This window comes from Pseudomonas sp. HR96 (genome assembly GCF_034059295.1).
Taxonomy (GTDB): Bacteria; Pseudomonadota; Gammaproteobacteria; order Pseudomonadales; family Pseudomonadaceae; genus Aquipseudomonas.
This window is the reverse complement of sequence record NZ_CP139141.1, coordinates 2938207-2959921: the sequence shown is the minus strand read 5'-3', so window position 1 is coordinate 2959921 and position 21715 is coordinate 2938207. Positions and strand designations below refer to the sequence as shown.

At 65.5% G+C, this 21715-nt stretch carries 16 protein-coding genes and 1 pseudogene; 14 read left to right on the top strand and 3 right to left on the bottom strand.

Going from position 1 to position 21715, the window contains the following annotated elements; all coding sequences use genetic code 11:
- Nucleotides 1-145: 145 nt before the first annotated feature.
- From SFA35_RS13255 to SFA35_RS13230, 6 genes are all read left to right on the top strand, one after another.
- Complete coding sequence (locus tag SFA35_RS13255; RefSeq protein WP_320570991.1) at nucleotides 146-1093, top strand: substrate-binding domain-containing protein; 948 nt, start codon at nucleotides 146-148, stop codon at nucleotides 1091-1093.
- Between the two features lie 66 nt (nucleotides 1094-1159).
- Nucleotides 1160-2671: a sugar ABC transporter ATP-binding protein gene (locus SFA35_RS13250; RefSeq protein WP_320570990.1), complete on the top strand. Its 1512-nt coding sequence runs from the start codon at nucleotides 1160-1162 to the stop codon at nucleotides 2669-2671.
- Nucleotides 2655-3650, top strand: coding sequence for an ABC transporter permease (locus SFA35_RS13245; protein ID WP_414058394.1), 996 nt, complete (start codon nucleotides 2655-2657; stop codon nucleotides 3648-3650). The genes SFA35_RS13250 and SFA35_RS13245 overlap by 17 nt, the downstream gene beginning before the upstream one ends.
- A gap of 69 nt (nucleotides 3651-3719) precedes the next feature.
- Nucleotides 3720-4814 carry an alcohol dehydrogenase catalytic domain-containing protein gene (locus SFA35_RS13240; protein WP_320570989.1) on the top strand — a complete coding sequence of 365 codons (1095 nt, stop codon included), beginning with the start codon at nucleotides 3720-3722 and terminating at the stop codon, nucleotides 4812-4814.
- Nucleotides 4815-4874: 60 nt separating this feature from the next.
- Complete coding sequence (locus SFA35_RS13235; RefSeq protein WP_320570988.1) at nucleotides 4875-6413, top strand: FGGY-family carbohydrate kinase; 1539 nt, start codon at nucleotides 4875-4877, stop codon at nucleotides 6411-6413.
- Complete coding sequence (locus SFA35_RS13230; protein ID WP_320570987.1) at nucleotides 6410-7147, top strand: SDR family oxidoreductase; 738 nt, start codon at nucleotides 6410-6412, stop codon at nucleotides 7145-7147. Before SFA35_RS13235 ends, SFA35_RS13230 begins: the two co-directional genes overlap by 4 nt.
- Nucleotides 7148-7183: 36 nt before the next feature.
- On the opposite strand, the gene SFA35_RS13225 is transcribed toward SFA35_RS13230, so the two are convergent.
- Entirely contained in the window at nucleotides 7184-8203 is a 1020-nt protein-coding gene (locus SFA35_RS13225) for a LacI family DNA-binding transcriptional regulator (protein ID WP_320570986.1), read from the bottom strand.
- Between the two features lie 129 nt (nucleotides 8204-8332).
- Here SFA35_RS13225 and SFA35_RS13220 point away from each other — a divergent pair, with 129 nt between their 5' ends.
- The 3 genes from SFA35_RS13220 to fabV all read left to right on the top strand — a co-directional run bounded on the left by SFA35_RS13220 (nucleotide 8333) and on the right by fabV (nucleotide 12400).
- Nucleotides 8333-9865, top strand: coding sequence for a xylulokinase (locus SFA35_RS13220; protein ID WP_320570985.1), 1533 nt, complete (start codon nucleotides 8333-8335; stop codon nucleotides 9863-9865).
- Nucleotides 9866-9984: 119 nt separating this feature from the next.
- Complete coding sequence (locus tag SFA35_RS13215) at nucleotides 9985-11031, top strand: glycoside hydrolase family 5 protein (protein ID WP_320570984.1); 1047 nt, start codon at nucleotides 9985-9987, stop codon at nucleotides 11029-11031.
- 178 nt (nucleotides 11032-11209) lie between these two features.
- Nucleotides 11210-12400 (top strand): enoyl-ACP reductase FabV, encoded by a 1191-nt coding sequence (gene fabV, locus SFA35_RS13210; protein ID WP_320570982.1) that lies wholly within the window; start codon nucleotides 11210-11212, stop codon nucleotides 12398-12400.
- A gap of 57 nt (nucleotides 12401-12457) precedes the next feature.
- On the opposite strand, the gene SFA35_RS13205 is transcribed toward fabV, so the two are convergent.
- Together SFA35_RS13205 and SFA35_RS26740 are read right to left on the bottom strand one after the other, a co-directional pair.
- On the bottom strand, nucleotides 12458-13180 hold the full coding sequence (locus tag SFA35_RS13205; RefSeq protein ID WP_320570981.1) for a 1-acylglycerol-3-phosphate O-acyltransferase: 723 nt from the start codon (nucleotides 13178-13180) through the stop codon (nucleotides 12458-12460).
- A 154-nt stretch (nucleotides 13181-13334) separates the two neighbouring features.
- Nucleotides 13335-13550, bottom strand: a pseudogene (locus SFA35_RS26740) (hypothetical protein); the annotation flags it as partial.
- Between the two features lie 1679 nt (nucleotides 13551-15229).
- On the opposite strand from SFA35_RS26740, the gene SFA35_RS13200 reads away from it, so the two are divergent.
- The 5 genes from SFA35_RS13200 to SFA35_RS13180 all read left to right on the top strand — a co-directional run bounded on the left by SFA35_RS13200 (nucleotide 15230) and on the right by SFA35_RS13180 (nucleotide 21704).
- A complete protein-coding gene (locus SFA35_RS13200; protein ID WP_320570979.1) occupies nucleotides 15230-15769 on the top strand; it encodes a thioredoxin domain-containing protein in 540 nt (179 codons plus the stop codon).
- A 112-nt stretch (nucleotides 15770-15881) separates the two neighbouring features.
- Complete coding sequence (locus SFA35_RS13195) at nucleotides 15882-18074, top strand: OsmC domain/YcaO domain-containing protein (protein WP_320570978.1); 2193 nt, start codon at nucleotides 15882-15884, stop codon at nucleotides 18072-18074.
- Nucleotides 18075-18080: 6 nt separating this feature from the next.
- Nucleotides 18081-18953: an AraC family transcriptional regulator gene (locus SFA35_RS13190; RefSeq protein WP_320570976.1), complete on the top strand. Its 873-nt coding sequence runs from the start codon at nucleotides 18081-18083 to the stop codon at nucleotides 18951-18953.
- A gap of 153 nt (nucleotides 18954-19106) precedes the next feature.
- The gene (locus SFA35_RS13185) at nucleotides 19107-20381 is read left to right on the top strand and encodes a DUF1479 domain-containing protein (RefSeq protein WP_320570974.1); all 1275 of its coding nucleotides are present in this window, start codon (nucleotides 19107-19109) and stop codon (nucleotides 20379-20381) included.
- A 42-nt stretch (nucleotides 20382-20423) separates the two neighbouring features.
- Complete coding sequence (locus SFA35_RS13180) at nucleotides 20424-21704, top strand: ABC transporter substrate-binding protein (RefSeq protein ID WP_320570973.1); 1281 nt, start codon at nucleotides 20424-20426, stop codon at nucleotides 21702-21704.
- The last annotated feature ends 11 nt before the right edge of the window (nucleotides 21705-21715 follow it).

Genomic DNA, 21715 nt, shown 5'->3' with positions numbered 1-21715 from the left:
CGGGAGCTATTGTTTTTTCAGCAGTCTGGAAGGTGCTGGGCTTGATGTCCAATGAGGCCATTGCACCTGACATATTTCTCTGCTAATTTCCAGAATGTTAACGATGACATTTCCGCTTAAAAATAACAAAAACGGGATCTTCGCCATGACAATCCGCTTGCCCCACGGCCTTCGTGCCGCCGTCTGTTCCCTCGCCGTAGCCGTTGCCGCGATTTCCACGCCCTGCGTACAGGCCGCCGACGCCAGCAAGAGCGGGCCGTACAAGATCGGCGTGTCGTTTCAAGAGATCAACAACCCCTACTTCGTCACCATGAAGGACGCCCTGCAGGATGCCAGCAAGAGCATCGGCGCCGACCTGCTGGTGACCGACGCGCGCCACGACGTCTCCAAGCAGCTGAGCGACATCGAGGACATGCTGCAAAAGGGCATCGATATCCTCATCATCAACCCCACCGACTCGGTCGGTGTGCAGTCGGCGGTCAAGCAGGCCCACGACAAGGGGGTGGTAGTGGTCGCGGTGGACGCCCAGGCCGATGGCCCGCTGGATTCCTTCGTCGGCTCGAAAAACTACGACGCCGGCGTGCAGGCCTGCGACTACCTGGCCAAAAACATCGGCGGCAAGGGCGATGTCGGCATTCTCGACGGCATTGCCGTGGTGCCGATCCTGGAACGGGTGCGCGGTTGCAAGGACGCCTTGGGCAAGTACCCGGACATCAAGATCGTCAGCATCCAGAACGGCAAGCAGGAGCGTGACCAGGCCCTCAGCGTCACCGAGAACATGCTGCAGGCGCAACCCAACCTCAAGGGCCTGTTCAGCGTCAACGACAACGGCTCGCTGGGCGCCCTGGCCGCCATCGAGTCCAGCGGCATGGACGTCAAGCTGACCAGCGTCGACGGCGCCCCGGAAGCCATCAAGGAAATCCAGAAGCCGGGCAGCAAGTTCATCGCGACTTCCGCGCAGTATCCCCGTGACCAGGTGCGCCTGGCCCTCGGCGTGGCGCTGGCCAGGAAGTGGGGCGCCCAGGTGCCCAAGGCCATCCCGGTGGACATCCTGCTGGTCGACCAGGCCAAGGCCAAGACCTTCAGCTGGTAAGCCCGCTGCGCCTGCCGCCTCGGCTGGCGGGCGCCATCCCCACGATTGCGGTTCGACGAGGTGCCTATGAGCAGCCTTCTGCAATTGGACAACATCTGCAAGAGCTACCCGGGCGTGCAGGCGCTCAAATCCATCAACCTCAGGGTCGAGCGCGGCGAGATCCACGCCTTGCTCGGCGAGAACGGCGCGGGCAAATCGACCCTGATGAAGATCCTCGCCGGCGTCGAGCACCAGGACCAGGGCAGCATCCTGATCGACGGCGCGCAGCAGCATTTCGCGACCTACCATGAGGCCATCGCCGCCGGCATCGGCATCGTCTTTCAGGAATTCAGCCTGATCCCCTACCTCAATGCCGTGGAAAACATCTTCCTGGGCCATGAGCTGGTCAACGGCTTCGGCCTGCTGCGCAAGCAGCCGATGCGCGACAAGGCCATTGCCCTGTTCGACCGCCTCGGCGTGCAGATCGACCTTGACTGCGCGGTGCAGCACCTGAGCGTGGCCGAGCAGCAGTTCGTCGAGATCGCCAAGGCCCTGGCCCTGGAGGCGCGTCTGCTGATCCTCGACGAGCCGACCGCTACCTTGACGCCCACCGAGGCGGCGCTGCTGTTCGACATCATGCGCGAGCTGAAAAGCCAGGGCGTGGCGGTGATCTTCATTTCCCATCACCTGGAGGAGATCTTCCAGGTCTGTGACCGCATCAGCGTGCTGCGCGACGGCTGCAACGTCGGCGCCCTGACCGTGGCCGACAGCGACATCGACACCCTGGTCGAGATGATGGTCGGGCGGCGCCTGGAGGCCAGCTTTCCGGCCAAGACCAGCACCCCCAGCAGCGAGGTGGTACTGGAAGTGCGCGACATCCAGCTGGTGCGCAACGGCCCGCACAATCACTTCAAACTGCACCGCGGCGAGATCCTCGGCTTCGCCGGGCTGGTGGGCTCCGGGCGCACCGAGCTGGCCCTGGGCGTCATCGGGGCCTTGGGTGTGGTCAGCAAGGAGGTGCTGCTGCACGGCCTGCCGGTGCAGCTGGGCGACCCGGCCCAGGCGCTGGCCAACGGCATCGGCCTGCTGCCCGAGAGCCGCAAGAGCGAAGGGCTGATCGTCGACTTCAGCATTCGCGAGAACATCTCGCTGAACAACCTGGGCAAGTACGAGGGCCATGGCCACCTGCTCGACCGGCGCAAGGAAGACCTGACCACCACCGAGCTGATGAAGCAGCTGGCGATCAAGGCGCCGACCTGCGAAAGCCGGGTGCTCAACCTCAGTGGCGGCAACCAGCAGAAGGTGGTGATCGCGCGCTGGATCAACCATCACTGCGACATCCTGATCTTCGACGAGCCGACCCGCGGCATCGACGTCGGCGCCAAGGCGGAAATCTACACGCTGATGCGCCGGCTGACCGAGCAGGGCTTCGCCATCATCATGATCTCCTCCGAGCTGCCGGAGATCATCGGCATGTGCGACCGCGTCGCCGTGTTCAACAAGGGCGCCATCGTCGATGTACTCGAGGCCGCCAACGTCAACCCCCAAGAGGTGATGCGTCACGCCACCGGGAGTCGCCACAGTGTTCACGTCCATTAAGAATGCGCCGGCCAAGCCCGCCGGCCATGCCGCCCATGGCCTGCGCAAGGACTTCGCGCAGCTGATCCGCTCGCCGGCCTTCTACCCCTTCGTCGGGTTGGTGGTGGTGACCCTGTTCATGATCTTCGCCAGCGACAAGTTCCTCACCGGCGCCAACCTGGAAAACATCGCCCGCCAGGTGTCGATCAACGCGATCATCGCCGTGGGCATGACCTGCGTGATCCTCACGGGCGGCATCGACCTGTCGGTGGGGCCGGTCATGGCCCTGGCCGGGACCCTGACCACCGGCTTGATGGTGGCCGGGGTGCCGGCGCCCATCGCCATGCTGGTGGGGCTGCTGGTAGGCGTCGGCTTCGGCGTCGGCAACGGCGTGTTCGTCGCCTACCTGAAAATGCCGCCGATCATCGTCACCCTGGCGACCATGGGCATCGCCCGGGGCCTGGGCCTGATGTACACCGACGGCTACCCGATCGCCGGCATGCCCGACTGGTTCGCCTGGTTCGGCCGCGGCACCCTGTGGGGCATCCAGGTGCCGATCCTGATCATGCTCGCCACCTATTTCCTCGCCTGGGTGCTGCTGCAGCACACGCGCATCGGCCGCTACATCTATGCCATTGGCGGCAACGAGGAAGCCGTGCGCCTGAGCGGAGTGCGCGCATCGCGCTTCAAGCTGCTGGTGTATTCCATCAGCGGCCTGACTGCGGCCATCGCCGGGCTGGTGCTGTCGTCGCGGCTGATGAGCGGCCAGCCCAACGCCGGGGTCGGCTTCGAGCTCGACGCCATCGCCGCCGTGGTGCTGGGCGGAGCGTCCATTGCCGGCGGCCGCGGGGTGATCGTCGGCACCCTGGTCGGTGCCCTGCTGCTGGGGGTGCTCAACAACGGCCTGAACATGCTCGGCGTCTCGCCCTACGTACAGAGCGTGATCAAGGGCGCGATCATCCTGCTGGCGATCTTCATCAGCCGGCAACGCCACAAGTAACACGCTGCTCGCCCAGGGTGGCCCGCCCGGCCACCGGGCCTTCCTTCGTCCGCAAAAAGGTGAATCGACATGCAAGACCACAACAACAACAACAACAACAACAGCATGCAAGCCGTCGTCTGCCACGCCCCCAAGGACTACCGCCTGGAGCGCATCGGCAAACCCCAGGCGCGCGCTCTGGAACTGGTGATCCGCATCGGCGCCTGCGGCATCTGCGCCAGCGATTGCAAGTGCCATTCGGGCGCGGCGATGTTCTGGGGCGGTGACAGCCCCTGGGTCAAGGCGCCGGTGATTCCCGGCCACGAGTTCTTCGGCTACGTGGAGCAGGTCGGCGAGGGCGCCGAGGAGCATTTCGGGGTGTCGCTGGGTGACAAGGTGATCGCCGAGCAGATCGTGCCCTGCGAGAAGTGCCGCTTCTGCAAGTCCGGCAAATACTGGATGTGCGAGGTGCACAACATCTTCGGCTTTCAGAAGGACGTCGCCGAAGGCGGCATGGCCCAGTACATGCGCATTCCGAAAACCGCCATCGTGCACCGCATTCCCGAGTCGGTGTCGCTGGAGGACTCGGCCCTGATCGAACCGATGGCCTGCGCCATCCACACCGTCAACCGCGGTGACGTGCAACTGGACGACGTGCTGGTGATCGCCGGGGCCGGCACCCTGGGCCTGTGCATGGTGCAGGTGGCGGCGCTGAAAACGCCGAAAAAGCTGGTGGTGATCGACATGGTCGACGAGCGCCTGGAGCTGGCCCGGCAATACGGTGCCGACGTGATCATCAACCCCGGCCGCGACGACGCCAAGGCGATCATCCACAGCCTCACCGACGGCTACGGCTGCGACGTCTACATTGAAACCACCGGCGTGCCGGTGGGCGTCACCCAGGGCCTGGAGCTGATTCGCAAGCTGGGCCGTTTCGTCGAGTTCAGCGTGTTCGGCGCCGAGACCAGCGCCGACTGGTCGATCATCGGTGACCGCAAGGAGCTGGATGTGCGCGGCGCCCATCTGGGTCCGTACTGCTACCCGGTGGCCATTGACCTGTTCGAGCGCGGGCTGGTGACCTCCAAGGGCATCGTCACCCACGACTTCGGTCTGGACGACTACGCCGAGGCGTTCGAACTGGCCAACTCGACGCGCTCGATCAAGGTACTGCTCAAGCCCGCCTGATGCCGCGGCCGGCCGTGGCCGCTAAGTCAAGCGTGACCACCATAACAAGAGAACGCAGCTATGGATTACGTCATCGGGGTCGACATCGGCACCCAGAGCACCAAGGCCCTGCTGGTGGACGGCGAGGGCGCCATCGTCGCCCAGCACAGCCACGGCTACAAGGTCGACACCCCCAGGCCGCGCTGGGCCGAGCAGTGGCCGCAGGTCTGGCTGCAGGCGGTCGAACAGTGCGTGGCGGGATGTGTGCGCAGCGCGGGCGTGGCGCCCGAGCGGATCAAGGGGCTGTGCATCAGCAGCCTGTACGGTGGTTCCGGGATTGCCGTGGACGCGCAGATCGAGCCGCTGCACCCCTGCCTGATCTGGATGGACCGGCGCGCCGGCGAACAGGTCGAGTGGGTCCGCCAACACGTCGACCTGCAGCAGTTGTACGCCATCACCGGCAACGGCGTGGACAGCTACTACGGCTTCACCAAGATGCTTTGGCTCAAGCAGCAGCGTCCCGAGGTGTGGGCGCGCACGCGCTATCTGCTGCCGCCCAACAGCTACGTCAACCATTGCCTGACCGGCGAGCTGGCGGTGGACCACAGCTCGGCGGGCAACATCGGCGGTGTCTACGACATGGCCGCGCGCGAATGGTCGCGGCCGATGCTCGAGGCGCTGGGCATCGAGCCCGGCTTGATGCCCGAGCGCCTGCTGCACTCGGGCGAGGTGGTCGGCGGCCTGTTGCCAGCGTGGGCCCAGCGGCTGGGGCTGGCGGCGGGCATGCCGGTATTGGCGGGCGGGGTGGACGCAGCCATGGCCACCTTCGCCGCCGGGGTGACCCGGGCGGGCAACCATGTGGCGATGATCGGCACCAGCATGTGCTGGGGCTACCTCAACCAGCAGGTGGACGCGCGCCACGGCCTGGTCAGCTTCCCCCACGTGTTCAATGGCGCGCGCGACCTGTACATCTTTGGCGGGGCGATCACCGCCGGCGCTTCGGTCAGCTGGTTTCGCGAGCAGTTCTGCCAGGCCGAGGCGCAACAGGGCCGCGACAGCGGCGAGGACAGCCACGTCATTCTCGAGCGCGCCGCCGTGCAGGTCCCCGCCGGCAGTGACGGGCTGCTGTTTCTGCCCTACCTGATGGGCGAGCGCAGCCCGGTATGGGACGACCGCGCCAGCGGCAGTTTCGTCGGCCTGAGCCTGTATCACAGCCGCATCCACCTGTACCGCGCGGTCCTCGAAGGGGTCGGCTTTGCGCTGCGCCACAATATCGAGGCGGGCCAGCGCGGTGCCCAGCGCCTGGACCGGCGACTGATCGTGGTGGGCGGTGCCAGCCATTCGGACCTGTGGATGCAGATCATCAGCGACATCACCGGCTACCCGGTGGACACCATCGTTCAGGAAGTCGAGGCGGCCCTCGGTGCGGCCCTGCTGGCGGCCCACAGCGCCGGCCTGGTGGACGAAGCGCAGGTGCATCGCGGCTGGGTCCGGCTGCGTCCGCGCGCCGAGCCGCAGGCCGAACGCGTGGCCCTGTACTCGCGGCTGTACCAGGATTACGTGGCCTTGTACCCGGCCCTCAAACCCATCATGCACGACCTGCAGGAGGCCGCCTCATGAGCCAGCCGACGTTCGACTTCAACGGCCAGCGGGTATTGGTCACCGGCGCCAGCAGCGGCATCGGCTGGGAAGTGACCCAGGCGCTGCTGGCCGCCGGCGCCGAGGTGTGGGCCATGGGCCGTGACCCCCAGGCTCTGGAAAACCTCGCGGCGCTGGGCTGCCATACGGTTCGGGTGAACATGGCCGACAGCGTCGCGCTGGACGCAGAGTTGCAGCGGTTGCCGGCGCTGCACGGCCTGGTCAACTGCGCTGGCATCGCCCTGATCGAAGCCGCCAGCGCCTTCAGCAGCGAAGGCTTCGATCACGTCATGGCGGTCAATGTGCGCGCCGCCGCGCAGGTCGCCGCCGCAGTCGCCCGGGGCATGATTGCCGCCGGTATCGCCGGCAGCCTGGTCAACGTCTCGAGCCAGTCGGCACTGGTGGCGCTCGACGACCACCTGACCTACTGCGCGTCCAAGGCCGCCATGGACGCCATGACCCGGGTACAGTGCGGCGAATGGGGGCGCCATGGCATCCGGGTCAACAGCGTCAACCCCACTGTCACCCTGACGCCCATGGCCGTGCAGGTGTGGAGCGCCCCGGCCAAACGCGACCCGGCGCTGGCCGGGATACCGCTGGGGCGCTTCGCCGAGCCGGTGGAAGTGGCCATGCCGATCCTGTTCCTGCTAAGCGACGCAGCGTCGATGATCAGCGGCGTGTCGCTGCCGATCGACGGGGGCTATACCAGTCGGTGAAGGTAAGAGCGGGGGCGAGGTGCGTGTGGGCGCCACCTAGGCGGCGGGCAGCCCATTCTCCAGCTCGCCGCCGATCACTATTTGGCTGCGCGGCAGGCTGCGGTCCTGAATCCGTGCCAGCAGCAATTGCACCGCCTGGCTGCCGGCGCGTGACGCGTCGTGGGCGATGCAGGCGATGGGGATACCGAAGATGTCGGCAAACGGCAGCCGATCGATGCCGCAGATGGCCACCTGTTCATGAGCGATGCCGCGATCACGCAGGGCCTTCATGGCCCCCAGGGTAATCAGCTGGTTGAAACCGAAAATGGCGTCCGGTTGCCCCTCGCCCTGCAGGTAAGCCAAGGTGCTGGCGTAAGAGGGCTCCAGGGTGTAGTCGCCGGCGCAGACGGTCAGCTGCACCGGTCGGCCGGCCTCCTGGAGCGCCGCCTCGACCCCTCGCAGACGCTCCTCGGAAATCTGCGAGCGGGCAGGCCCGGTCAACACCAGCAGGCGCCGCAGCTCGGGTTTGCAGGCCAGCAGGTAGCGCCCGCCCTTCAAGCCGCTCTCGTAATTGTCGAGCACCACGTGGCTGAACGGGCTGCCCTGCAGCGCGCGGTCCAGCTGCACCACCGGCATGTCGCCGTTGCTCAGGCGGCCGAGGTAGGGCGGCTGGTAATGCGGCTCGTCGGACACCGGCGACAGCACGATACCCGCCACCCGGTAACCGAGCAGCGTGTCGACCGCCTTGCTCTCCAGCGCTTCGGAACCGTCGGTGTCGATCAGCATGATGGTGTAGTCGTGCTTCTTGGCCTCGCGCGAGATGGCCTTGATCATCTCGCTGTAGAAGGGGTTGTCCACCGAGGCGGTGATCAGCCCGATGATCAGGCTCTCGCTGCGCTTGAGGCTGCGGGCGAAGGCGTTGGGCACATAGTCGAGCTCCTGGGCCACCTTGAGGATCTTCGCCAGGGTTGCCGGCTTGACCAGGTCGGGTTTGTTCAGGGCCCTGGACACGGTCTGCGAGGTCATGTTGACGCGGCGGGCGATGTCGCTGACGGTGACGGGGACTTTTTTGCTCATGGGCTCGGCGAATACTGGACGTTGCGCTGACGGTAGCACACCCGCCAGCACCGGCAAACGGCTGAGCTAGGCTCAGCAGCAGGCACCTCGTTGAGCACTACAACACCTATAACAAGAGTCGACTTCCCCATGCAGCCAATCGTCATCGGTATCGATCTGAGCACCACCACCTGCAAGGCCATCGCCTGGGACGCCCAGGGCCAGCTGCTGGCGCAGGCGCGCTCGCCACTGAGCATGAGCCGGCCGCAGGCCAGCGCCTACGAGCAGGATCCCCACGACTGGTGGCGCGCCGCCCAGGCGGCATTGCAGGCGTTGACCCGGCAGATCGACGGCAATGCCGTACAGGCCGTGGCCATCGCCAACCAGCGCGAGACCGTGGCGGTCACCGACGCCGATGACCGCCTGCTGCGCCCGGCCTTCCTATGGCTCGACGAGCGGCGCAAGGGTGAGGTCGACAGCCTGTCCTCGGTGCTCGGCGACACCGCGCTGCACACCCTGACCGGCAAGCCCCACGACTGGGCGCCGGCGATCTACAGCCTGGTGTGGATGGCCCGCCACGAACCCGAGCTGTTTGCCCGGGTGCGCCACGTCTACGACCCCCACGCCTGGCTGGTGCGCCAGCTCAGTGGCGAGTTCGCCACCAGCTGGGCCAGCGCCGACCCCTTCGGCGCCTTCGACCTGCACCGCCATGAATGGGCCGACGCGGTCCTGCAGGCATTGCCCACGCCGTTGCCGGCGGGCTGCTTTGCCACGCCGGTGGCGCCCGGCACGGTGCTGGGCCGCATTACGCCAGAGGCCGCCGCGCTGACCGGGCTGCCGGCCGGGGTGGCGCTGGTGGCCGGTGGCGGCGACGGCCAGGCCGGCGGCCTGGGCATCGGCGTGGTGCACCCGGGCATGGCCTACCTGAACATCGGCACGGCCATCGTTTCCGGCGTGTACGCCGAGACCGTGCAGATTTCCCAGGCGTTTCGCACGATGTGCGCAGTGGCGGGCGAGGGCTACATCCTCGAGACTTCGCTGCGCGCCGGCACCTTGCTGGTCAACAGCCTGCTGCGCCAGTTCTTCGACATCGACGTGGCCGCCACGCCCGAGCGCCTGCTGGAACTCGAGGCGCTGGCCGAGCAGGTGGCGCCCGGCAGCAACGGCCTGATCCTGCTGCCGTACTGGAACGGCGTGATGAACCCCTACTGGGACGCCCATGCCCGCGGCTGCCTGCTGGGCCTGTCGCCCGACCATGGCCGCGGCGACATCTACCGCGCGCTGCTCGAAGGCATCGCTCTGGAACAGGCCGTGGCCACCCGCGCGGTGGTCGCCGCCACCGGGCAGCCGGTAGAGGCCTTCATCGCCATCGGCGGCGGCGCCAGTTCGCGGCTGTGGTGCCAAATCATGGCGGACGTCAGCGACCGCCCGGTGATCCGCGCCATTACCCAGGAAGCCTCCAGCCTGGGCGCCGGGATCGCCGCAGCGGTCGGGGCAGGGTGGTACTCCAGCTTTGCCGAAGCGGCCGGGGCGATGACCCAGGGCGGTGAAACCTTCGAACCCAACCCTGACTTGCGGGCCTTTCATCAGGAACTGCTGGGGGTCTATGCCGATCTCTACCCACGGCTGCGGGACCTGTACCCGAGATTGGCGCGCCTGGGTGCGAACCTCGGCCGGCGGTGAACCGGCAACAAGGTCGCCCCACCCAAGGCGAGGCTGCCACGGCGTCGGCCGGCACGCGGGCGCAAAACCCGACCTGCTATGGTCAATGACTGTGGTCAAACCTTGAGGAGAAACTGCGCATGCGACATCTGCTGAAAGCCATCACCCTGGCAACCGCCTGTCTTTCCTTGCCCTTGGCCTTGCTCCCAGCCCAAGCCGCCCAGCCACTCACCGACGGCAAGGGCGCGCCGTTGATCCACCTCAACGTCGCGGCCGCCGGCTGGGGCGGTACGGCAATACCGGGCATCGAGAACCGCAACTATGTTTTCCCCGACGCCAGCTACCTGAACAAATGGCAGAAAGCGGGCATTCGCGTGATCCGCTTCGGCATTCTCTGGGAACGCCTGCAGCCGACCGCCAATGGCGCGTTCGCCAGCACCTACGCGCAGCGCCTCGACACCTTCCTGGCCCAGGCCGCGGCGCGTGACATGGGCGTGATCATCGACGTGCACAACTATGGGCGTTACTACAACAAGATCATCGGCACCAGCGCAGTGCCGACCTCGGCCTACCAGGACCTGATGGCGCGCATTGCCCAGCGCTGGGGCAACAACCCGGGCCTGCACGGCTACGACCTGATGAACGAACCCTACGGCGACGCCGACAAGTACTGGGGGGCCAATGCCCAGGCCGGCATCAATGGCGTGCGCGCCTACGACAAGGTGCACCCCATCTACGTCGACGGGCGCGGCTTCTCCAGCACCACCCAGTACCCCACGCTCAACGGCGACCTGCTGCTGTTGAAGGATCCGGCCAACAACCTGATCTACTCGGCGCACCTGTACCTCGACGAGGGCAGCGCCGGCGCCTATGCCAAGCCCATTACCGGCACCTTCGACCCGATGATCGGGGTCAACCGGGCCAAGCCCTTCGTCGAATGGCTGGCGCGCAACAAGAAACGCGGCCAGTTCGGCGAATTCGGTGTGCCAGACAACGACCCGCGCTACCTGACCGCCATGGACAACCTGCTGTCCTACCTGCACGACCACTGCGTGCCGTTGGCCTATTGGGCCGCCGGCCCCTGGTGGGGCAAGGACCCGGTGGCCATCGAGCCGGTCAACGGCGTGTCGCGGCCGCAGTGGCCGGTGGTCTACAAGTGGCTGCAAAAGCCCAACAGTTGCCCGTGACCGGCCGGCGCCAGGGCGCAGTCGATATGCCGCAGCGGTGCAACGGCAGTTTTCCCGGTAGAATGGCGGCCTTTGGCGCAGGTGGCGTGACGCCGCGGCGGTTTTGGCGTCTACACCTTGTCAGTCTGGATGGCCCCGGCCCTGCGTGGCGGGGGCCTATATAAAGAGGAGCTCTTGCATGATCATCAAACCGCGCGTTCGCGGCTTCGTCTGCGTGACGACGCACCCCGTCGGCTGTGAAGCCAACGTCAAACATCAGATCGACTACGTCAAGCGCGAAGGCGCGATCAGCGATGCGCCGAAAAACGTCCTGGTGATCGGTGCTTCCACCGGCTACGGCCTGGCCGCGCGCATCACCGCCGCGTTCGCGGGCGGGGCCAAGACCCTGGGCGTGTTCTTCGAGCGCGAAAGCGTCGAGGGCAAGACCGGCACGGCGGGCTTTCACAACACTGCAGCGTTCCACAAATTCGCCGAGGCCGAAGGCCTGTACGCCAAGAGCATCAATGGCGACGCCTTCTCCGACGAGATCAAGCAGAAAACCATCGACCTGATCAAACAGGACCTGGGCAAGATCGACCTGGTGGTCTACAGCCTGGCCGCGCCACGCCGTACCCACCCCAAGACCGGTGAAGTGCTCAGCTCCACCCTCAAGCCGATTGGCCAGTCGGTGACCCAGCTGGGCCTGGACACCGACAAGGAAGTGGTCAAGCACACCACCCTGGAAGCGGCCACCGAGGCCGAGATTGCCGGCACCGTGGCGGTCATGGGCGGTGAAGACTGGCAGATGTGGATCGACGCCCTGGACGCCGCCGGCGTGCTCGCCGACGGCGCCAAGACCACCGCGTTCACCTACCTGGGCGAGAAGATCACCCACGACATCTACTGGAACGGCTCGATTGGCGCGGCCAAGAAGGACCTGGACCAGAAGGTCGTCAGCATCCGCGAAAAACTCGCCCGCCACGGCGGCGATGCCCGCGTCTCGGTGCTCAAGGCCGTGGTCACCCAGGCCAGCTCGGCCATCCCGATCATGCCGCTGTACCTGTCGCTGCTGTTCAAGGTAATGAAAGAGCAGGGTACCCACGAAGGCTGCATCGAGCAGGTCTACGGCCTGTTCAAGGACAGCCTGTACGGCCCGCAGCCGATCCTCGACGAAGAAGGTCGCCTGCGCGCCGACTACAAGGAGCTGCAACCCCAGGTGCAGCAGAAGGTGGCCGAGCTGTGGGGGCAGGTCAACAACGACAACCTCAACACGCTGACCGACTTCGCCGGCTACAAGACCGAGTTCCTGCGCCTTTTCGGCTTTGAAGTCGAAGGTGTCGATTACGAGGCCGACGTCGAGCCGCACGTGGTCATCGCCAACCTCGTGTAAGGCTGGCGGCACGGTCCGGGCGCGTCAGGTGCCCGGACCGTGCCAGCTGCTTGTCCATCACCGATCTGGGGCCTGATCCTGCAGGCCGTCGATGCAGGCCTGCATCTGCCGCTGGCACTGCTCAGCCAGTGCACGCACGTCCTTGCGCGTCAGCCCTGACGTCGCGATCGGTTGCAACGCTTTGATCCGCACCTGCCCACTGACCCAGCGGTTGAGCCGCAAGCTGCCGGCGTAACGGCTGATGCACACCGGGATGATCGGCACCCCGGCGTCCACGGCCATCTGGAAAGCGCCTTTCTTGAACGTCTGCAAGCGTGGCCCGCGGTTGCGCGTGCCTTCCGGGAACACCCAGATGCTGGTGTGCTGCTCGGCCAGCGCGCGGCTGGTGGTGGCCAAGGCACGCTGGGCCTGGTAGGCATTGCTGCGGTCGATCAGCACATTGCCGCCCAGCCAGAACAATTGCCCGAACAAAGGCAGCCATTTCAGGCTTTTCTTGCCCATGCTCACGGTACGCGGCGCGATGTGCCGGCCCATCAGGAACAGGTCGAGGTTGGACTGGTGGTTGGCAACGATGACGTAGCCGGGTGGCAGGCGATGCAGGGGCTCGACCTCGGCCCGCACATGGATACCTAGAATGTGGCGGGTGGCCAGGCCATAGAGGCGGGCGAAGCGGCGGGTGTTGTCGACATGAAACGGGCGGCACAGGCCGATCAGCAGACCGATGATGCCGACCGCGACGAAGTGCACGGCCAGCAGCAGAAGGCGCAGTAGGTAGAGCATTGCAAGGGGCTCGGTGACGAAAAATCCGAGTGTACAACTGTGCACTTGAAGCGACAAATGAAGGAATCAGGCAGGCCTGACGGCCTCTGGTAGGCTTTGCCGCCGCCCGCTTCGTTCGCATGGCAAAGCGGGAAGGGCAAAGGCACACGCCCAGCGCCAGTTCGGCCAGATGGTCCCAATACTCCTGGGCCCAGGCTTGCAGCAGCTTGACCCGCGTCTGGGCGATGCCTTCGAACGTCTGCTCGATCACCGGGTACTGACTGCGGTTGACCCGGCAGAACCAGCCCATGCTCAACTTGCCCGTGCTGCCCCACTAGGGCAGCCAGCTTCTTTCCGAGGGCGACAAGGGCATGGATTCACTGCGCAACATGTATCAAACTCCAGATAGATTCAGCAGATGTAGCAATCTGATATCAATCGAAGCAATTTGGGGGCCATTTGATCATCACGGTAGGCCCAATGCCGCAGGCTAGAGCGCTGGCGTCGGTCCAGTCGGCTTGCTCAAAGCATCGGGCGTGGCGATGGCATACCTTCGGTGGCTGGGTGGATTCCCCGCCAGCTGTGGCGCACCCCGATCCCTGTAGGAGCCGGCGCAGCTGGCGAGAGCATCACCTCGGTGGCCGGACGGATCATCTGCTGGTATCGCGCCCCATTCCCAATCAAGCCTGGCGTGCGGTGGTGCTTCGCGGAGCCGTGTAGGAGCCGGCGCAGCTGGCGAGGGCATCACCTCGGTGGCCGGTTGGATCATCTGTAGGTATTGCGGCCCATTCCCAATCAAGCCTGGCGTGCGGAGGTGCTTCGCTCGCCAGCTTCGCCGGCTCCTACGCGGCCTGTGGGGCATCGCGGAGCCGTGTAGGAGCCGGCGCAGCTGGCGAGGGCATCACCTCGGTGGCCGGACGGATCATCTGTCGGTATCGCGGCCCATTCCCAATCAAGCCTGGCGTGCGGAGGTGCTTCGCTCGCCAGCTTCGCCGGCTCCTACGCGGCCTGTGGTGCATCGCGGAGCCTTGTAGGAGCCGGCGCAGCTGGCGAGGGCATCACTTCGGTGGCCGGTTGGATCATCTGTCGGTATCGCGGCCCATGGCCAATCAAGCCTGGCGTGCGGAGGTGCTTCGCTCGTCAGCTTCGCCGGCTCCTACGCGGCCTGTGGGGCATCGCGGAGCGGTGTAGGAGCCGGCGCAGCTGGCGAGGGCATCACCTCGGTGGCCGGACGGATCATCTGTCGGTATTGCGGCCCATGGCCAATCAAGCCTGGCCTGCGGAGGTGCTTCGCTCGCCAGCTTCGCCGGCTCCTACGCGGCCTGTGGGGCATCGCGGAGCCGTGTAGGAGCCGGCGCAGCTGGCGAGGGCATCACCTCGGTGGCCGGGCGGATCATCTGTCGGTATCGCGGCCCATTCCCAATCAAGCCTGGCGTGCGGAGGTGCTTCGCTCGCCAGCTTCGCCGGCTCCTACGCGGCCTGTGGGGCATCGCGGAGCCGTGTAGGAGCCGGCGCAGCTGGCGAGGGCATCACCTCGGTGGCCGGACGGATCATCTGTCGGTATCGCGGCCCATTCCCAATCAAGCCTGGCGTGCGGAGGTGCTTCGCTCGCCAGCTTCGCCGGCTCCTACGCGACCTGTGGGGCATCGCGGAGCCGTGTAGGAGCCGGCGCAGCTGGCGAGGGCATCACCTCGGTGGCCGGACGGATCATCTGTCGGTATTGCGGCCCATTCCCAATCAAGCCTGGCGTGCGGAGGTGCTTCGCTCGCCAGCTTCGCCGGCTCCTACGCGACCTGTGGGGCATCGCGGAGCCGTGTAGGAGCCGGCGCAGCTGGCGAGGGCATCACCTCGAAGGCCGGACGGATCATTTGCCGGAATCGCAGCCCATGGCCAATCAAGCCTGGCGTGCGGAGGTGCTTCGCTCGCCAGCTTCGCCGGCGCCTACGCGATTTGTGGCGCACCCCGGCTCAGTGCAGGAGCCTGCGTAGCCTCCCTGGAGCCCGGCTGGGTTGCTAAGCTGTGACCCTCACCCATACCGATCGCCAATGCCGATCCCAGGAGCTATCCACCATGCCTGCCAATGTACTCACCTGGGGCCATGGCCCTCGACTGTTCGAAGTCTTCCTCGAACCCACCTGCCCATTCTCGGTCAAGGCCTTTCTCAAGCTCGATACCTTGCTGGCCCAGGCCGGTGAGGACCGGCTGACACTCAGGATCGTCCTGCACTCGCAACCCTGGCACCTGTTCTCGCCGGTCATCGTGCGGGCCATCCTCGCCGCCGCGACCTTGCCTGGCGGCAAGGACAGCGCCAAAGCGGTGATGGCGGCGGTGGCGGCCCACCGCGAGGAGTTCGAATTCGAGCAGCACGCCGCCGGGCCGAACATGGACGCCACGCCCAACGACATCATCGCCCGCCTGGAGCGTTACAGTGGCCTGGCCCTGGCCGAAGCCTTTGCCAACCCTCAGCTGCAGCACGCGATGAAGTGGCACACCAAATACGCCCGCCAGAACGGCATCCACGTGTCGCCGACCTTCATGGTCGACGGCCTGGTGCAGCCGGCCCTGAGCAGCGGCGACGACGTGGCCAAGTGGCTCGAACAGCTCGCCTGAACGGCAACGCCTTGGCCGGCGTCGACGGGCGCCGGCCTGCAAGCAAGACTTTGCTCGGCAAAACCGGGATAATCGACGGCACTTTTTGCGTCTTTTATCAGGTTCATCCCGCATGGAAATCAAGGTCAATTTTCTCGACAATCTCAGACTTGAAGCCAAGTTCGACGATTTCACCGTGGTCGCCGACCAACCCATCCGCTACAAGGGCGACGGTTCGGCGCCAGGACCTTTCGATTTCTTCCTCGCGTCCTCGGCGCTGTGCGCCGCCTACTTCGTGAAGCTGTACTGCGACACCCGCAACATTCCCACCGACAACATCCGCCTGTCGCAGAACAACATCGTCGACCCGGAGAACCGCTACAACCAGATCTTCAAGATCCAGGTCGAGCTGCCCGCCGATATCTCGGCCAAGGACCGTCAGGGCATCCTGCGCTCGATCGACCGCTGCACGGTAAAGAAAGTGGTCCAGGCCGGCCCTGAATTCATCATCGAGGAAGTCGACAACCTCGACGCCGACGCCCAGGCCCTGCTGATGCCGCAGCAGGCCGGCCAGGCCAGCACCTGCATCGCCGGCAAGGACCTACCCCTGGAGCAGACCATCGCCAACATGTCCGGCGTGCTCGCCAGCCTGGGCATGAAGATCGAGATCGCCTCGTGGCGCAACATCGTGCCTAACGTCTGGTCGCTGCACATTCGCGACGCGCACTCGCCGATGTGCTTCACCAACGGCAAGGGCGCCACCAAGGAAGGCGCGCTGGCCTCGGCGCTGGGCGAGTTCATCGAGCGGCTCAACTGCAACTTCTTCTACAACGACCAGTTCTGGGGCGAGGAAATCGCCAACGCCGAGTTCGTCCACTACCCCAACGAGCGCTGGTTCCAGCCCGGGCGCAAGGACGCACTGCCCGAGGGCATCCTCGACCCCTGGTGCCTGAAGATCTACAACCCCGACGGCGAGCTGCGCGGCTCGCACCTGTACGACACCAACTCGGGCAACGTCGAGCGCGGCATCTGCGCGCTGCCCTATGTGCGCCAGTCCGACGGCGAGGTGGTGTACTTCCCATCCAACCTGGTCGAAAACCTCTTCCTCAGCAACGGCATGAGCGCCGGCAATACCTTGGCTGAGGCGCAGGTACAGTGCCTGTCGGAGATCTTCGAGCGGGCGGTCAAGCGCGAGATCATCGAAGGCGAGCTAGCCCTGCCGGACGTGCCCCAGGAGGTGTTGGCCAAGTACCCAGGCATCCTCGCCGGCATCCAGGGCCTGGAGGCCCAGGGCTTCCCGGTGCTGGTCAAGGACGCCTCGCTGGGCGGTGAATTCCCGGTCATGTGCGTAACCCTGATGAACCCGCGCACCGGCGGCGTGTTCGCCTCGTTCGGTGCCCACCCAAGCCTTGAAGTGGCGCTGGAGCGCAGCCTCACCGAGCTGCTCCAGGGGCGCAGCTTCGAAGGCCTGAACGACCTGCCGCAGCCGACCTTCCAGGGCCACGCGGTGATGGAGCCGAACAACTTCGTCGAGCATTTCATCGACTCCAGCGGCGTGGTCTCATGGCGCTTCTTCAGCGCCAAGGCCGACTTCGAGTTCGTCGAGTGGGACTTCAGCGCCCAGGGTGCCAACGCCAACGCCGAAGAGGCGGCCACCCTGTTCGGCCTGCTCGAAGGCCTCGGCAAACAGGTGTACATGGCCCAGTACGACCTGGCCGGTACCACCGCCTGCCGTATCCTGGTGCCGGGCTACTCGGAGATCTACCCGGTGGACGACCTGATCTGGGACAACACCAACAAGGCCCTGCTGTTTCGCGCCGACATCCTCAACCTGCACAGCCTCGACGCCGACGCCCTGCAGGCACTGCTCGATCGCCTGGAAGAGAGCGAGCTGGACGAGTACGGCGACATCAAGACCCTGATCGGCATCGAGTTCGACGACAACACGGCCTGGGGCCAGCTGACCCTCCTCGAGCTCAAGCTGCTCATCAACCTAGCCCTGCAGCACTTCGAACAGGCCCAGGACCAGGTCGGCGCCTTCCTGCAGTTCAACGACAACAGCGTGGACCGCGGGCTGTTCTACCAGGCGTTGAATGTGCTGCTGGAAATCGAACTGGACGACGACCTCGAACTGGAGGACTACGAAACCAACCTGCGGCGCATGTTCGGCAACGAGCGGATGGACGCGGCCATTGGCTCCATGGCCGGCACCGTGCGCTTTCACGGGCTGACGCCGACCAGCCTCAAGCTCGAAGGCCTGGACCGCCACCTGCGCCTGCTGGACAGCTACCGCAAGCTGCACGGGATGCGCGCCAAGGCGGTGTAGGCCCTCATGAAGCCGAGCTACGAGAAGGTCCCGACCCCATCCAATGCCTCCTGGACCTTGCTCAACCGGCGCCTCGCCGACGCGATACCCTTCGAGTGGCACCATCACCCGGAATACGAGCTGACCCTGACCTTGAACAGCCGGGGTCATCGCTACATCAGCGATGACGTCGCGCTCTACGACGACGGCGACCTGATACTGGTGGGGCCCAATGTTCCGCACAGCTGGTCGTCGGCTGAACGAATCGATCCGGGCAAGCCGCACATCGCGCTGGTCATCTGGTTTTCCGAAGCCTGGGCCGAATCGCTGGTCAAGCTGCTGCCGGAAATGGCGCCGATCGGGCCAATGCTGGCGGCGGCGCGCAACGCCCTGGGGTTCAGTCCGGCGGTCAGGGCGCAGCTGCGGCCGCTGATCGAGGCCATGGTCGAACAGGCTCCGGCCGAGCGCCTGGTGTCGTTGCTGGCGGTGCTCAACCGCCTGGCGCGGGACAGCCAGGCCAGCCGAATCCTGCCGGCAGGGCCGTTGCCTTCCGGCAACCCCGGCCTTGAAGACATCCGCATCCACCGGGTGCTGGAACATCTGCACGGCCACTATGGCAGCCCGGTCAGCATCCCTCTGCTGGCCCAGCTGGCCTGCGTCAGCGTGTCGGCGTTCCACCGCATGTTTCGCCGGCACACTCGCTGCACTACCCTGGAATACGTGGTGCGCCTGCGCATCGGCCACGCCTGCGCGTTGCTGGTACAAGGCAACCTGAGTGTTGCGGCCATTGCCGAGCGAGTGGGCTACGGCTCCCTGGCGCTGTTCAATCGTCAGTTCAAGGCGCACAAAGGCCTGACACCCTCGCAGTTCCGGCAGCTGCACGGGCACCACTTTCGCTAGTGGAGCCGGCATTGTGCTCTCGGGCAAGTGTCGTTACCGATAGTTGAAACGCCACAATCGTATCAGTTGACGCGCGCAATCAGGCTGCCTCAACGGCACTGCCCGGTGTTCTCATGACGGCGTTCATTCGAATAAAAAACAGCAGGCCCCGCCATGAGCAAATACCAGGCGTTCGAAAGCGCCGAACTGCCGCACGACTACAAAGACAACGTGGTGAAGATGAAGCGGGCCTTGCGCGCGCAGATCGGCGACGTCGATGCCTTGTTCGCCGAGGTCAGCGTGTTCATCGCCGGCGAAATCGCCGCCATCAAACAACAGCAGGCCTTGACCGGCTCGGCCTGGCCCGAGTTGGCCTTCGACGATATCGCCGCCCAGCGCGTCAGCGACGAGCAGCTGGCGTTGATCAAGCGCCGCGGGTGCGTGGTGATCCGCAATCATTTTCCTCGCCAGCAGGTACTGGCCTGGGAACGCGACCTGCTCGATTACCTGGACACAAACCGCTTCGACCAGGTCTATCGCGGCCCCGCCGACACCTTCTTCGGCAGCCTCGACGCATCGCGTCCGGAGATCTTTCCCATCTACTGGTCGAGTGCGCAAATGCAGCTGCGCCAGCACGAACGCATGGCGACAGCGCAGACCTTCCTCAACCGCCTATGGAAAACCGACTCCCACGGCCAGACCTGGTTCGACCCTGAAGTCAACGCGCTGTATCCCGACCGCGTCCGCCGCCGCCCGCCAGGTACTCACTCCAAGGGCCTGGGCCCGCATACCGATTCCGGTGCGCTGGAGCGCTGGCTGCACCCGGCGTACCTCAAGGTGTTCGACCGCATCTACAGCAACGACTTCCAGGCCTATGACCCCTGGGACGCGGCCTACCGCACCGAGGTCGACGAATACGCCTACAAGGACACGGTCAAGTGTTCGGCGTTCAGGACCTTCCAGGGCTGGACGGCACTCTGCGACATGCGCGCCGACCAGGGCGTGCTGCACACCTTGCCGATCCCCAAGGCCATGGCCTACATGCTGTTGCGGCCATTGCTCGATGACGTTCCCGAAGACGAACTGTGCGGGGTGGCGCCGGGCAAGGTGCTGCCGGTGTCGGCCCGATGGCATCCGCTGCTGGTCGAAGGCCTCTCGCCGATCCCGGACGTGCAGGCCGGTGACTCGGTGTGGTGGCATTGCGACGTGATTCACAGCGTGGCGCCGGTGCAGGACCAGCAAGGGTGGGGCAACGTGATGTATGTGCCGGCCGCGCCCATGTGCCGCAAGAACCGCCAGTACGCCAAGGCGGTACACCGCGCCTTCGAAAAGGGCACCTCGCCCGACGACTTCGCCCGCGAAGACTATGAGACGGATTGGCCCGACCGCTTCAAGGCCGAAGGTTTGAACGCCATCGGCCGGCGCGGCCTGGGCCTCGACCCGCTCTAGTTGCAACCCCAACGCCCCCCATAACAACAATAAGGTATCCCCATGAATCCCATGAATCGTCTGGCAGCCGTGGTTTCCCTGGCTGCGGTATTGCCTTTCGGCTCGCAGGCAGCCGAGAGCCAGGGCGCCGTCGAAGTGGTGCACTACTGGACCTCCGGCGGCGAAGCCAAGTCGGTCGACGTCTTGAAGAAGATCATCGAAAAAGATGGCTTTGTCTGGCGCGACGGCGCGGTGGCCGGGGGCGGCGGCGCCGCTGCCATGACTGTGCTGAAAACCCGGGCAGTGTCCGGCAACCCGCCCTCGGCCGCTCAGATCAAGGGCCCGGACATCCAGGAGTGGGGCCGGCTGGGCCTGCTGACCAGCATCGATGAGGTGGCCAAAGCCAACGACTGGGACAACCTGCTGCCCCGGCAGGTCAGCGACAGCATGAAATACGACGGGCACTACGTAGCGGTGCCGGTCAATATCCACCGCATCAACTGGTTGTGGCTCAACCCCCAGGTGCTGAAAAAAGCCGGGGTGACCGAGCTGCCCACCACCCTCGAGCAGCTGTATGCGGCCGGCGACAAACTCAAGGCCGCCGGCTTCATCGCCATCGCCCATGGCGGGCAGGCGTGGCAGGACACCACGATCTTCGAAAACCTGCTGCTGAGCATCATGGGCGCCGACGGCTTCAGAAAATCCTTCATCGACATGGACCCGGCCACCCTTACCGGCGCCCAGATGACCGCCGTGTTCAGCGCCTTGCGCCGGCTGCAGGCCTACCTGGACCCGGATGGCTCGGGCCAGGACTGGAATCTGGAGACCGCCAAGGTGATCAACGGCAAGGCCGGCATGCAGATCATGGGCGATTGGGCAAAAAGCGAATGGACTGCGGCCGGCAAGACGGCCGGCAGCGATTATGCCTGTGTGCCGTTTCCCGGATCGCAGGGCGCCTACAGCTACACCGTCGACTCGCTGGCGATGTTCAAACCGTCCAGCAACAACGACACGCCCGCCAATACGGCGGCGCGCAACGACCTGGCGCGCGTGGCCCTGGAGCCGGAATTCCAGTATGTCTTCAACCAGAACAAGGGCTCCATCCCGGTCATCAAGGGCCTGGACATGAGCCGCTTCGACAGCTGCGCCCAAGCCTCGGCCAAGGATTTTGCCACGGCCGAACAAGCCGGCACCCTGGCGCCGAGCATGGCTTTCAACATGTCGACGTCACAGGCGGTGCAGGGGGCGGTGTTCGACGTCGTCACCCAGTTCATGAACGACAGGAATGCTGATCCAAGCCAGGAAGGTGCACGGCTGCTGGCTGCCATCAAGGCGACCCAGTAAAAGCAGCAGGC

Bases quoted from the DNA above. Each gene is read 5' to 3' on its own strand.
- SFA35_RS13205 (WP_320570981.1), bottom strand. From the start codon at position 13,180: ATGCTCTACCTACTGCGCCTTCTGCTGCTGGCCGTGCACTTCGTCGCG.
- SFA35_RS13190 (WP_320570976.1), top strand. From the start codon at position 18,081: ATGAAGCCGAGCTACGAGAAGGTCCCGACCCCATCCAATGCCTCCTGG.
- SFA35_RS13250 (WP_320570990.1), top strand. From the start codon at position 1,160: ATGAGCAGCCTTCTGCAATTGGACAACATCTGCAAGAGCTACCCGGGC.
- SFA35_RS13180 (WP_320570973.1), top strand. From the start codon at position 20,424: ATGAATCCCATGAATCGTCTGGCAGCCGTGGTTTCCCTGGCTGCGGTA.
- SFA35_RS13235 (WP_320570988.1), top strand. From the start codon at position 4,875: ATGGATTACGTCATCGGGGTCGACATCGGCACCCAGAGCACCAAGGCC.
- SFA35_RS13195 (WP_320570978.1), top strand. From the start codon at position 15,882: ATGGAAATCAAGGTCAATTTTCTCGACAATCTCAGACTTGAAGCCAAG.
- SFA35_RS13255 (WP_320570991.1), top strand. From the start codon at position 146: ATGACAATCCGCTTGCCCCACGGCCTTCGTGCCGCCGTCTGTTCCCTC.
- SFA35_RS13230 (WP_320570987.1), top strand. From the start codon at position 6,410: ATGAGCCAGCCGACGTTCGACTTCAACGGCCAGCGGGTATTGGTCACC.
- fabV (WP_320570982.1), top strand. From the start codon at position 11,210: ATGATCATCAAACCGCGCGTTCGCGGCTTCGTCTGCGTGACGACGCAC.
- SFA35_RS13215 (WP_320570984.1), top strand. From the start codon at position 9,985: ATGCGACATCTGCTGAAAGCCATCACCCTGGCAACCGCCTGTCTTTCC.
- SFA35_RS13185 (WP_320570974.1), top strand. From the start codon at position 19,107: ATGAGCAAATACCAGGCGTTCGAAAGCGCCGAACTGCCGCACGACTAC.
- SFA35_RS13240 (WP_320570989.1), top strand. From the start codon at position 3,720: ATGCAAGACCACAACAACAACAACAACAACAACAGCATGCAAGCCGTC.
- SFA35_RS13225 (WP_320570986.1), bottom strand. From the start codon at position 8,203: ATGAGCAAAAAAGTCCCCGTCACCGTCAGCGACATCGCCCGCCGCGTC.
- SFA35_RS13200 (WP_320570979.1), top strand. From the start codon at position 15,230: ATGCCTGCCAATGTACTCACCTGGGGCCATGGCCCTCGACTGTTCGAA.
- SFA35_RS13220 (WP_320570985.1), top strand. From the start codon at position 8,333: ATGCAGCCAATCGTCATCGGTATCGATCTGAGCACCACCACCTGCAAG.